At 59.0% G+C, this 13,040-nt stretch carries 9 protein-coding genes; all 9 read right to left on the reverse strand.

Translation table 11 applies throughout. The features are described 5' to 3' along the window. Nucleotides 1–76 precede the first annotated feature (76 nt). The 9 genes from KGB27_RS18950 to KGB27_RS18990 all read right to left on the reverse strand — a co-directional run bounded on the left by KGB27_RS18950 (nt 77) and on the right by KGB27_RS18990 (nt 12,714). Complete coding sequence (locus tag KGB27_RS18950) at nt 77–1,057, reverse strand: peptide ABC transporter ATP-binding protein (RefSeq protein ID WP_008024408.1); 981 nt, start codon at nt 1,055–1,057, stop codon at nt 77–79. Further along, nucleotides 1,057–2,025 (reverse strand): ABC transporter ATP-binding protein, encoded by a 969-nt coding sequence (locus tag KGB27_RS18955; protein ID WP_008036265.1) that lies wholly within the window; start codon nt 2,023–2,025, stop codon nt 1,057–1,059. The genes KGB27_RS18950 and KGB27_RS18955 overlap by 1 nt, the downstream gene beginning before the upstream one ends. A gap of 10 nt (nt 2,026–2,035) precedes the next feature. Beyond that, entirely contained in the window at nt 2,036–2,959 is a 924-nt protein-coding gene (locus tag KGB27_RS18960) for an ABC transporter permease subunit (RefSeq protein ID WP_223450660.1), read from the reverse strand. Between the two features lie 10 nt (nt 2,960–2,969). Beyond that, nucleotides 2,970–3,980, reverse strand: a complete 1,011-nt coding sequence (locus tag KGB27_RS18965) for an ABC transporter permease subunit (RefSeq protein ID WP_008024401.1) — start codon at nt 3,978–3,980, stop codon at nt 2,970–2,972. 74 nt (nt 3,981–4,054) lie between these two features. Further along, nucleotides 4,055–5,650, reverse strand: coding sequence for an ABC transporter substrate-binding protein (locus KGB27_RS18970; protein ID WP_008036266.1), 1,596 nt, complete (start codon nt 5,648–5,650; stop codon nt 4,055–4,057). A 77-nt stretch (nt 5,651–5,727) separates the two neighbouring features. Further along, nucleotides 5,728–7,146 (reverse strand): OprD family porin, encoded by a 1,419-nt coding sequence (locus KGB27_RS18975; RefSeq protein WP_223555759.1) that lies wholly within the window; start codon nt 7,144–7,146, stop codon nt 5,728–5,730. 172 nt (nt 7,147–7,318) lie between these two features. Beyond that, nucleotides 7,319–8,920 (reverse strand): ABC transporter substrate-binding protein, encoded by a 1,602-nt coding sequence (locus KGB27_RS18980; RefSeq protein WP_223555760.1) that lies wholly within the window; start codon nt 8,918–8,920, stop codon nt 7,319–7,321. A 308-nt stretch (nt 8,921–9,228) separates the two neighbouring features. Then, nucleotides 9,229–10,854, reverse strand: a complete 1,626-nt coding sequence (locus KGB27_RS18985; RefSeq protein WP_008036270.1) for an ABC transporter substrate-binding protein — start codon at nt 10,852–10,854, stop codon at nt 9,229–9,231. A 258-nt stretch (nt 10,855–11,112) separates the two neighbouring features. Beyond that, complete coding sequence (locus KGB27_RS18990) at nt 11,113–12,714, reverse strand: ABC transporter substrate-binding protein (protein WP_223434788.1); 1,602 nt, start codon at nt 12,712–12,714, stop codon at nt 11,113–11,115. Nucleotides 12,715–13,040 lie beyond the last annotated feature (326 nt).

Here is a 13,040-nt window from a genome sequence, read left to right on the forward strand (position 1 = left end):
GGAGTATCAGTAACAGCCGTGTTGGCTGACACTCCATCGCGAGCAGGCTCGCTCCTACAGGTTTTTCAGCCCGCTGTTACGCCGCGCCGTCGAGGAATTGCTCGGCGTAGTGGCAAGCTACCTGCCGATTATCCAGAGGGCGCAGGGCTGGCTCTTCGGTTTTGCAACGGTCGGTCGCGTACGGGCAACGCTTGTGGAAAGCGCAGCCCGACGGCGGGTTCAACGGGTTGGGCAACTCGCCGACGATCTTGATCTTCGGCTTGTTCGGGTCCGGGTGAATGGTCGGTGTGGCCGACAGCAACGCCTGGGTGTACGGGTGCAGCGGACGCTCGTAGATGTCGTTCTTCGGGCCCATTTCCACCGGGCGACCGAGGTACATCACCATCACGTCATCGGCAACGTGTTGCACCACGGCCAGGTTGTGCGAGATGAACACGTAGGCGGTGTTGAACTCTTGCTGCAGGTCCATGAACAGGTTCAGCACCTGCGCCTGGATCGACACGTCCAGCGCCGAGGTCGGTTCGTCCGCGACCAGCACTTTAGGCTGCAGCATCATGGCGCGGGCGAGGGCGATCCGCTGGCGCTGACCGCCGGAGAACATGTGCGGATAGCGCTGGTAATGCTCAGGGCGCAGACCCACCTGCTTCATCATCGCCTGCACTTTTTCGCGACGCTCGGCTGCGCTGAGGCTGGTGTTGATCAGCAGCGGCTCGGCGAGTTGATCACCGACTTTCTGCCGAGGGTTCAACGAGGCGTACGGGCTCTGGAACACCATCTGCACGTCTTTGCGCAGTTGTTTGCGTTGAGCCTTGTCAGCACCGGCGACTTCCTGCCCGGCGATTTTCAAGGAGCCGGAAGACGGCTCTTCGATCAGCGTCAGGGCGCGGGCCAGGGTGGATTTGCCGCAACCGGATTCGCCCACGACAGCGAGGGTCTTGCCGGCTTCCAGTTCGAACGACACACCGTTCAGGGCGCGTACGGTCGCATGGCCCTTGAACAGGCCGCGGGACACTTCGTAGTGACGGGTGAGGTCGCGGGCGGTAAGTACGACGGCCATTACGCCACCTCCTGGTTCAGCGGGTAGAAGCAGCGGGCGAGGCTGTTGCTTTTCGGGTCAAGGGTCGGACGCTGCGCACGGCAGCTGTCCTGCACATACGGGCAGCGCGGCGACAGCAGGCAGCCTTGCGGACGGTCGTAACGACCGGGAACGATGCCCGGCAATGTCGACAGGCGTGAGGCGCCGAGGCTGTGTTCCGGAATCGCCTTGAGCAGCGCTTCGCTGTACGGGTGCGCCGGAATGTCGAACAGTTGTGGCACATGACCGACTTCTACGGCCTGGCCGGCGTACATCACGCACACACGCTGGGCGGTTTCGGCCACGACCGCGAGGTCGTGAGTGATCAGCACCAGGCCCATGTTCTGCTCTTTCTGCAACGCCAGCAGCAGGTCCATGATCTGCGCCTGAATCGTCACGTCCAAAGCTGTGGTCGGTTCGTCGGCGATCAGCAGTTTGGGCTCGCCGGCAATCGCCATGGCGATCGCAACACGCTGGCTCATACCGCCGGACAGTTGATGCGGGTAGGCGTCCATACGGCTGGCGGCGCCCGGGATTTCCACTTTTTCCAACAGTTCGATGGCGCGTTTGCGCGCTTGCTTGCCGGACATTTTCAGGTGCAGGCGCAGCACTTCTTCGATCTGGAAACCCACGGTGTAGCTCGGGTTCAGCGCGGTCATCGGGTCCTGGAAGACCATGGCCAGGTCTTTGCCGACGATTTGCCGACGCTGACGGTTGCTGAGCTTGAGCATGTTCTTGCCGTCGAAATTCAGGGCGTCGGCGGTGACGATCCCCGGATGCTCGATCAGGCCCATCAGCGCCATCATGGTCACGGATTTACCCGAACCCGACTCGCCAACGATGGCCAGCACTTCGCCTTTGTCCACGGAAATGTCGAGCCCGTCGACCACCGGAACGGCGTTCTTGTCGCCGAAGCGAACGTTGAGATTCTTGATTTCTAACAGTGACATTTGAATCTCCTCAGGCGGCGTTCTTGAGTTTCGGGTCCAGCGCATCGCGCAGGCCGTCGCCCATCAAGTTGATTGCCAGCACGCTGAGCAAAATGGTCAAACCAGGCAGACTTACTACCCACCAGGCGCGTTCGATGTAGTCGCGAGCCGAAGCCAGCATGGTGCCCCACTCAGGGGTTGGCGGTTGTACGCCAAGGCCCAGGAAGCCAAGGGCTGCGGCATCGAGAATCGCCGAGGAGAAACTCAGGGTGGCCTGAACGATCAGCGGCGCCATGCAGTTGGGCAGCACGGTGACGAACATCAGGCGTGGCAGACCGGCACCGGCCAGACGCGCGGCGGTCACGTAGTCGCGGTTCAACTCGCCCATCACCGCGGCGCGGGTCAGACGAACATAGGACGGCAACGAAACCACGGCGATGGCAATGATGGTGTTGATCAGGCCAGGGCCGAGGATGGCGACAATCGCCACGGCCAGCAGCAGCGAGGGCAGGGCCAGCATGATGTCCATCAGACGCATGATGGTCGGGCCAAGGATGCGCGGGAAGAAGCCGGCGAACAGACCGAGCAGGATGCCCGGAATCAGCGACATCACCACCGACGACAAGCCGATCAGCAGGGACAGGCGCGAACCGTTGATCAGGCGCGACAGCAGGTCGCGGCCCAGTTCATCGGTGCCGAGCAGGAACTGGATTTGCCCGCCTTCCAGCCAGGACGGCGGGGTCAGCAGGAAGTCACGGTATTGCTCGCTCGGGTTATGCGGCGCGACCCACGGCGCGAAGATCGCGCAGAAGATCACCAGCAACATGAACATCAGGCCGGCGACGGCGCCTTTGTTCTTGGAGAACGCTTGCCAGAATTCTTTGTACGGGGACGGGTACAGCAGGCTTTGATCGACTGTTACCGCTTGATTTGCAGTTGAAGCTGGAGTGGTCATGGTCATGATCTCAGCGCTGGTGACGGATGCGTGGGTTGGCGAAGCCGTAGAGGATGTCCACGATGAAGTTCACCAGAATCACCAGGCAGGCGATTAACAGGATGCCGTTTTGCACCACGGGATAATCCCGTGCGCCAATGGCTTCGATCAGCCATTTGCCGATGCCGGGCCACGAGAAGATGGTTTCGGTCAGGACCGCACCGGCCAGCAATGTGCCGACTTGCAGGCCGACTACTGTCAGTACCGGAATCAGTGCGTTGCGCAGGCCGTGTACGAACACTACGCGCGACGGCGACAGGCCTTTGGCCTTGGCGGTCCGGATGTAGTCTTCACGCAGCACTTCGAGCATCGAAGAACGGGTCATCCGCGCAATCACCGCCAGCGGGATGGTGCCGAGCACGATGGCCGGCAGGATCAGGTGATGCAGGGCATCGAGGAACGCACCGACGTCATCGGCCAGCAGCGTGTCGATGAGCATGAAGCCGGTGCGCGGCTCGATGTCATAGAGCAAGTCGATCCGCCCGGACACCGGGGTCCAGCCCAGGGACACCGAGAAGAACATTATCAGGATCAGGCCCCACCAGAAGATCGGCATCGAATATCCCGCCAGGGAGATGCCCATCACCCCATGGTCGAACAGGGATCCTCGCTTGAGTGCCGCGATCACCCCGGCCAGAAGGCCCAGGATACCGGCGAACAACAGGGCGGCCATGGACAGTTCCAGGGTCGCGGGGAATAGAGAGCTGAACTCGCTCCACACGCTTTCACGGGTACGCAGGGATTCGCCGAGATCGCCGTGAGCCAGTTTGCCGATGTAATCCAGGTATTGGGCATACAGCGGTTTGTTCAGACCTAGGCGTTCCATTGCCTGAGCATGCATTTCGGGGTCGACTCGTCGTTCGCCCATCATTACTTCCACGGGGTCGCCTGGAATCATGCGAATCAACGCGAAAGTCAGCAAGGTGATGCCGAAGAACGTGGGGATCAATAACCCCAATCGGCGGGCAATAAAACTAAACATCTTCTGGTGTACCTCATCAGCCGGTTAGGCGTGCCCGGTGTCCCTGGAGTCAGGGACACCGGGAGTTTTCTTATCTACTTCACCTGGGTGGTGGCGAAGTTATTAGTGGTGAGGGGGCTAATGTGATAGCCCTCTACGTTGTTGCGCATAGCGGTGAACATTCTAGTGTGCGCCATGCTGATCCATGGCTGGTCCTGGTTAAAAATAACCTGGGCCTGCTCGTACAGCGCTGCCCGCTCGGCCGGATCGGTTTTTTCGCGAGCCTGGTCGATCAGCGCCTGGAACTTGTCATTGCACCAGCGTGCATAGTTTTCGCCGTTCTTCGCGGCTTCGCAACTGAGCATAGGCGTCAGGAAGTTATCCGGGTCGCCGTTATCACCCGCCCATCCGGCGGAAACCATGTCGTGCTCGCCGTTTTTCGCGCGTTTGAGCATTTCGCCCCATTCCATCACGCGAATGTCGATCTTGATCCCGACCTTGGCCAGGTCAGCCTGCATCATCTGCGCGCCGAGCATCGGGTTCGGGTTGGTCGGGCCGCCACCGTTACGGGTGAACAGGGTGAAGGTGGTGCCTTCCGGTACGCCGGCTTCCTTGAGCAGGGCGCGGGCCCTGTCCAGATCACGGGCAGGGTTTTTCAGGCTGTGGTTGTAGCCCAGCAGCGTGTCCGGGAACGGGTTGACCGCCACTGTCGCATTGCCTTTACCAAACAGCGCGTTGACATAAGCCTCTTTATCGAAGGCGATGTCGATGGCTTTGCGCACCCGCACGTCGCTCATGTACTTGTGCGTGGTGTTCATGGCGATGTACGAAACGGTCATCGCGTTCAGTTCATCGACGCTCAGTTTGGCGTCTTTCTTGATGCTCGGGATGTCATCCGGCTTCGGATACAGCGCAACCTGGCACTCGTTGGCCTTGAGCTTTTGCAGGCGCACGTTGTTGTCGGTGGCGATGGCCAGGATCAACGAGTCAGCCGGCGGCTTGCCACGGAAGTAGTCCGGGTTGGCCTTGAAGCGAACCTGAGCGTCCTTGGCGTAACGCTGGAAAACGAACGGGCCGGTGCCGACCGGTTTGTTGTTGAGGTCGCCGGTCTTGTTCGTCTTGAGCAGCTGGTCGGCGTACTCGGCAGGGTAAATCGAGGAGAAGGCCATGGCGATGTCGGCCAGGAACGGCGCTTCGCGACGGGTCAGGGTGAATTTGACCGTGTTGTCGTCAACTTTCTCGACGCTTTTCAGCAGTTCCTTGAAGCCCATGCTTTCAAAGTACGGGAAGCCCACGCTCGACAGTTTGTGCCACGGGTGATTCGGGTCCAGTTGACGCTGGAAGCTCCAGACCACGTCGTCGGCGTTCATGTCGCGGGTCGGCTTGAAGTATTCGGTGGTGTGAAACTTGACGCCTTTGCGCAGGTGGAACGTGTAGGTCAGGCCGTCTTCGCTGATGTCCCAGGACTCGGCCAGTGCCGGAATCACTTCGGTGGTACCGGGCTTGAAGTCCGCCAGGCGGTTGAAGATGGTTTCGGCCACCGCATCGGCTGTGACTGCAGTCGTGTATTGAACCATGTCGAAGCCTTCCGGACTGGCTTCGGTGCAAACCACCAAGGGTTTGGCCGAGACGCCAACGGCAACACTCAGCAACGCGGCAGCGATGGCCGCACGTAGGGGAAGCATTTTCATCAAGAGCCCTCTGCAATCAGTTAAGGACAAAAGCCGAACGGTAGATTCGTCACTGAATCAGCCGTTCGGCGGGTGCATTACAGAACGTTGAACGGGATGGTGGTCACGAGACGGAACTCGTTGAGGCTGCCATCCGCCTGGTTTTCGCTGGCGCGGTGAGCGGTGTAGGTCGCGCGGATCGCGGTCGCCTTGAGCGGGCCACTCTGCACGGCGTACGAAGCACCGATGCCGTATTCGTAATGGTGCTCGCCGTCCATTCCCTTCACGTCGCCGTAGCCGGTGCTGTTGTAGTGAGTACCGTCGATGCCCCAGCCGCGCGCCTGGTAGATGTTGAACTTCAGGCCTGGAACGCCGTATTCAGCCATGTTCAGGCCGTAGGCGACCTGGAAGGATTTCTCGTTCGGGCCGTTGAAGTCCGACAACAGGGAGTTGGCCAGGTAGATGCCGTTGGTTTCGTGCAGGTAGTCGAAGTACTCGTTACCGTTCACTTCCTGGTACGAGAAGGTCAGGCTGTGAGCCTGGTGGGTCAGGCCGAACGACAGGGAGTAGGTGTCGTTGTCGATCTGGCCGAGCTTGGCTTTACCTTCGTCGACGGTTTTGTAGTAGTTCAGGCCGGTGGTCAGGCTCAGGATCGAGCTGTCGCCCAACACATGGCTGGCGCCGAAGTAGTACTGGTTCCACAGGTCTTCCGCCTGGGTGCCCCACAGGCTGGTGGTCAGGCTGGCGAACGGCTGGTAGGTGATACCGGCGGTGTTGACGTGATCCGCTTCGGCTGTGCCGTCGCCGTATTCGGAACGGAACTTGCGCTGGCTCTGTTCGGTACGCGGCGAGTTACGGTCGAAGGTGCCGAGGTCGAAGGAGAGGTTTTCCAGCTCTTCGCTGTGCAGGGTCACACCTTCGAAGCTCGAAGGCAGGGGACGGTTACCGATGACATCCACTTGCGGGCTGCTGAAATTCTGGCGACCAGCCGTCAGTGTGGTGTTGGAGACGCGTGCCTTGACGTTGGCCAGGCCCAGTTTGCTCCACTGATCAACAGCGTCACCGCCATTTTCAGTCAGCGTACGGTTGTTACCACGGCCGGAGCGACCTGGCTCAGGCGCACCGCCGTTGCCGGACGCGAGGTCTTTACGGTCACGGTCCAGGGCAATGGCGTTGTAGGCGGCGATTTCGGTGCTGAAGCCTACAGTGCCTTCGGTGAAGCCCGAGTTGTACTTGATGATCGTGCCTTGCACCCAGTTGATGCGGCGGTCAGTCGTGTGAGTCTCACCATTATTACGATAGTTGAGCGTCGCACCCCGCTTGAACGACTCATTCGCATACCAGTTACGCGTGGAGCCGGTGACCGATTGCCCTTCAACAAAGCCGGTGGCTTCGCTTTGGGCGCTCTTTTCCTTGACGGTGACCGGTGTGAAAGCCTGACTCTGGGACTCAGCGTAGGCCGTGGCGGTAACGCTGCTGATGGCCAGGGCCAATAACGCCATGCTGCTCAGTTTCATGGGTGAAGCTCCTTTCTTTCTTTTTTTATACCGGTCTTTTTTTGTGATCCGGCTATTGGTTTTGGAACTCATACAAGGCTTCGCAAACGTTTGCTGTCGGCCTGATCGGCAAATAACGGCAATACGCTTGCGTGAGGGCGGAATCCGCCCCCAGCGTTTTTTGGCTAATCGGTTATTTGTCGATACTGACGCCCGAGAACACGTTGCGGCCGAAAGGACTCACCTTGAATCCTTCGACTTTGGCGCTTAACGGCTGGTTGACCGTCGAGTGAGCGACAGGCGTGATCGGCACTTGCTGCTTGAGCAACTGCTGAGCCTGTTTGTAAAGCACGGTGCGCTGGTCGCGGTCGGTGACGACCTTGGCCTGCTTGATCAGCTTGTCGTAAGCCGGATCACACCATTGGGAGTAGTTGTTGCCGCCAATGGCGTCGCAGCTGTAAAGCGTGCCGAGCCAGTTGTCCGGGTCCCCATTGTCACCGGTCCAGCCAATCAGGCTGATGTCGTGCTCGCCATTCTTGGTGCGCTTGATGTACTCGCCCCATTCGTAGCTGACGATCTTCACTTTGAGACCGATCTTCGCCCAGTCAGCCTGGAGCATCTCGGCCATCAACTTGGCGTTGGGGTTGTAGGGACGCTGAACCGGCATCGCCCACAGGGTAATTTCGGTGCCTTCTTTCACGCCGGCAGCCTTGAGCAGTTCCTTGGCTTTTTCCGGGTTGTAGGCGGCGTCTTTAATGGTCTCGTCGTAGGACCATTGGGTCGGCGGCATGGCGTTTTGCGCCAGTTGACCGGCACCTTGGTAAACGGCGTTGAGAATGCTTTGCTTGTTCACCGCCATGTCCAGCGCCTGGCGCACTTCGAGCTGGTCGAATGGTTTGTGGCGCACGTTGTAGGCGATGTAGCCGAGGTTGAAGCCAGGCTTTTCGATGAGCTTGAGATTCGCGTCGTTCTTCAGCGCTTCGACATCGGCGGGACGTGGGTGCAGGGTGATCTGGCACTCGTTGGCCTTGAGTTTCTGCACCCGCACCGAGGCGTCGGTGTTGATGGCGAAAATCAGGTTGTCGAGCTTGACCCGGCTCGGGTCCCAGTACTGCTTGTTGCCGCTGTAACGGATGTTGGAGTCTTTCTGGTAGCTCTTGAACACGAACGGCCCGGTGCCGATCGGCTTCTGGTTGATGTCGCTCGGCTTGCCTTCGGCCAGCAGCTTGTCGGCGTATTCGGCGGACAGGATGGCAGCGAAGCTCATGGCGATGTTCTGGATGAACGCGGCGTCCACGCTGTTGAGCGTCATGACCACGGTCAGCGGCCCGGTCTTTTCGACCTTGGCGATGTTCTTGTTCAGGCTCATCCCGTTGAAATACGGGAACTCGGTTGGATAAGCCTTACGGAAAGGTTGCTGCGGATCGAGCATGCGATTGAAGGTGAACAGCACGTCATCGGCGTTGAAATCACGGCTCGGCGTGAAGTACTTGGTCGTATGAAATTTCACCCCTTCGCGCAGGTGAAAGGTGTACTTGAGGCCGTCTTCGGAAATATCCCAGCTCTTTGCCAGGCCTGGTACGACGTTGGTGGCGCCTTTTTCGAATTCTGCCAATCGGTTGTACAACGGCTCGGCGGCGTCGTTATCGGTCGCGGTCGTGTACTGCGCGGTGTCGAAGCCAGCCGGGCTGCCTTCGGAGCAGAACACCAGGCTGTTGTTGGCGGCCTGGCTGATGGAAGTGGCGGCCAGCAGGCCGGTGCCCAGCAATGCGGATAAAACCAAGGTATGGCGCATGACGCTCCCTTTTCTCTTTCGCTAAGTGTTTTCAATGCGCCGCTGTCCCGTCCGGGGACGTGGAGGCGTCACTGATCTCAAGCCATGACGTGCAGCAATAACCGAGAGCCCACGCGTGCACTGGTCAGAACCCGACGGTAAGAGCCGCGAGTCTGGCAGTAAATGCGTAGAGTCCTAAAGACTCGTAGGAAAGGGCAACGCGTCCGACGCCGCAGCTGTAATGCTCAGCGGAATAGGATGTAGGTTGTTTCCTGCTTTCTCGGTAGAAAAAGCAACGGCGACGTCAAAAACGTCGCCGTTGCCAAATCTTATTTGCTGACGCTAACGCCGTAGAAGGAGTTCAAGCCGAATGGGCTGATCTTGAAATCCTGCACTTCGTTGCGCATGGGTTGGAACACCGTCGAGTGAGCGATAGGTGTCATTGGAACAGCGTCTTTGAGGACGTGTTGCGCCTGCTTGTACAGTTCGGTGCGCTTGCCCTGGTCGGTCGTGCGCTTGGCTTCTTTGACGATGCCGTCGAACTTCTTGTCGCACCACTTGGAGAAGTTGTTGCCTTGCAGCGAGTCGCAGCCGAACAGCACGTTCAGCCAGTTGTCCGGGTCACCGTTGTCGCCGCTCCAGCCAATCAGCATCGCGCCGTTTTCGCCGCCTTTGGAGCGCTTGATGTACTCGCCCCATTCGTAGCTCTGGATTTTGGCCTTGATACCGATCTTCGCCCAGTCGGACTGCAGCATTTCTGCCATCAGCTTGGCGTTCGGGTTGTACGGACGCTGCACCGGCATTGCCCATAGAACGATTTCGGTGCCTTCCTTCACACCGGCTTCCTTGAGCAGCTCCTTGGCTTTCTCAGGGTTGTACGGAGCATCCACGATGGTGGTGTCGTAAGACCACTGGGTCGGCGGCATGGCGTTGACGGCCTTTTGACCTGCACCCTGGTAAACCGAGTCGATGATCTGTTGTTTGTTGACGGCCATGTCCAGTGCCTGACGCACTTTCAGTTGGGCCATCGGGTTCGGCTTGTCGTCACCCTTGATCTTGTCCATCACGTTGTAGGCGATGTAACCCAGGTTGAAACCGGCCTGGTCAGGCACTTTCAGGGTTTTGTCTTCTTTCAGCGCCTTCAGGTCGGCCGGACGCGGGAACAGAGTGATCTGGCACTCGCCCTTTTTCAGCTTCTGGATACGCACCGACGGGTCGGTGGTGATGGCGAAGATCAGGTTGTCGATCTTGACGTCGTCAGGCTTCCAGTAGTCCTTGTTCCCGGTGTAGCGGATGTTGGAGTCTTTCTGGTAGCTCTTGAACACGAACGGACCAGTGCCGACCGGCTTCTGGTTGATGTCGGCGGCTTTGCCTTCCTTGAGCAGCTGGGCTGCGTACTCGGCGGACTGCACCGAGGCGAAGCTCATGGCCATGTTCTGGATGAACGCGGCATCTACTTCTTTGAGGGTGAACTTGACGGTGTGGTCGTCGACTTTATCGATCTTGGTGATGTTGGTGTCCATCCCCATGTCGGTGAAGTACGGGAATTCGGTCGGGTACGCCTTACGGAACGGATCATCCTTGTTAATCATGCGATTAAAGGTGAACAGCACGTCGTCGGCGTTGAACTCGCGAGTCGGCTTGAAGTACGGGGTAGTGTGGAACTTGACGCCTTCACGCAGGTGGAAGGTGTAAGTCAGGCCATCATCGGAGATGTCCCACTTGGTCGCCAGACCAGGAATAACGGCGGTGCCGCCGCGCTCGAACTGAGTCAGACGGTTGAACATGGTTTCGGCAGAGGCGTCGAAGTCGGTTCCGGTGGTGTACTGACCAGGATCAAAACCGGCCGGGCTCCCTTCGGAGCAGAACACCAGGTTAGTCGCCGCTTGGGCGAAAGGTGCGGCAGCTAACAAGCTGGCGCCGACTAAAAACGGAATGACCGCGTGTTTAAGCATGGTGGCCTCATGATTTGTTGTCATTTTTGAATTTGAGGACGACCTCGTGAGTCGTGCCTGCGGATACTTATGCAGGGGCCATACCCAATGCAAGATGTTGAATGGCCACAAGCCTTAAACAGTGGCACGAACGTACCTTAATGTCGCATATGTATAAATTGACGCGCATTTGACCGTTTGCGTGTATTTTTTTCGGTGCAAACCACGCACTGACGAAGGGCAACCGGGGCGCTGGGCGCACCCGGTTGGCGCGCGGTGTTACTTATTTATACCCACACCATAGAAGGGTGTGAGGCCGAACGGGCTGATCTTGAAGTCGGTGACTTCCTTGCGCAGCGGCTGGAACACCGTCGAGTTGGCGATCGGCGTGATAGGGACCTGTTGCTTGAGGATTTGTTGGGCCTGTTGATACAGTTTCACCCGCTGCTGTTTGTCCGTGGACACCTTGGCTTGCTGGACGAGTTTGTCGTAGGCCGGGTCGCACCACTTGGCGTAGTTGCTGCCCTTCACGGCCGCGCAGCTGTAGAGCACGCCGAGCCAGTTGTCGGGGTCGCCGTTGTCGCCGGTCCAGCCGTAGATCATCGCGTCGTGTTCGCCGTTCTTGGCGCGCTTGATGTACTCGCCCCATTCATAGCTGACGATGTTGGCCTTGATGCCGACCTTCTCCCAATCCTGCTGGATCATCTGTGCCGACATCCGCGCATTGGGGTTGGAGGCACGCTGCACGGTCATGGCCCACAAATTAATGGTGGTACCGGGTGCAACCCCTGCTTCTTTCAGTAGCGCCCGGGCTTTTGTCGGGTCGTAGGAAGCGTCCTTGATACTCGGGTCATACGACCATTGCGCGGGAGGCAAGGCGTTTTGCGCCAGTTGCCCGGCACTCTGGTAGACAGCCTTGATGATCGCCGGTTTGTCGATCGCCATGTCCAGGGCCTGACGCACCTTGAGCTGGTCCAGTGGCGGGTGTGTCACGTTGTAGGCCAGGAAGCCGAGGTTGAACCCGGCCTGCTTGAGCACGCGCAGGTTCGGGTCTTTCTCCATCACCTCGATGTCGGCCGGGCGCGGGTAACCGCTGACCTGGCACTCGCCGGCCTTGAGTTTCTGCAAGCGCACGGCGGCGTCCGGGGTGATCGAGAACACCAGGTTGTCGATTTTCACATCCTCGGGTTTCCAGTACGCCTTGTTGGCGACGTAGCGGATCTGCGAGTCCTTTTGATAGCGCTTGAACACGAACGGGCCGGTGCCGACGGGTTTCTGGTTGATGTCGGCCGCTTTGCCTTCCTTTAACAATTGCGCGCCGTACTCGGCGGATTGCACCGAAGCGAAACTCATCGCCAGGTTCTGGATGAAGGCGGCGTCGATGTTGTTCAGGCTGAAGCGCACGGTGTGCTCGTCGATTTTGTCGACGCTCTTGATCGTTTTGTTCAGGTCCATATCGGTGAAGTACGGGGACTCGGCGGGATAGGCTTTGCGGAACGCATTCTCCGGGTCGAGCAGGCGCTGGAAGGTGAACAGCACGTCGTCGGCGTTGAAGTCGCGGGTCGGGGTGAAATAGTCGGTGGTGTGGAATTTCACGCCGTCGCGCAGGTGGAAGGTGTAGGTGAGGCCGTCTTTTGACACGTCCCAGTTTGTCGCCAGCCCGGGTTCGACTTCGGTGCCGCCGCGTTTGAATTGGGTGAGGCGGTTGAAGACGGTTTCGGCCGAGGCGTCGAAGTCGGTGCCGCTGGTGTATTGGCTGGGGTCGAAGCCGGCGGGGCTGGCTTCGGAGCAGTAGACCAGGGTGGTGGCGGCTTGTGCGAAGGGGGCGGTTGTTGCGAGGGCTAGGGCGAGCAGGAGTGGTTTGACGGTGGTTCTTTCCATGGAGTCCCCGGGGGTTTGGGTCGCTGTGTTTTCCTCAGGGTAGCGTCGTAGACGGGGTGGGCGGAAATATCCGTTTGTGAGGGGGACCCCTCTATCTCGGTATATTCAGGCTGGTTGCCGGACTTGGTCGGCTGGATGTACACCGTTCAAAATGTAGGAGCCAGCTTGCTGGCGATGGCGGCCTTATGGCCGACCATATTCCTTCAGGTGTACATATCCATTCCTGCGGTAACGGCCACTTACGGTTTCGCCCTTACGGCGACTCACTTTTGCAGACGCCCAAAAGTAAGCAAAACGCTTCGCCCCAGCGTCCGGCCCCTCGCTAA

It is taken from the genome of Pseudomonas sp. BF-R-01 (assembly GCF_019946615.1).
Classification (GTDB): Bacteria; Pseudomonadota; Gammaproteobacteria; order Pseudomonadales; family Pseudomonadaceae; genus Aquipseudomonas; species Aquipseudomonas migulae.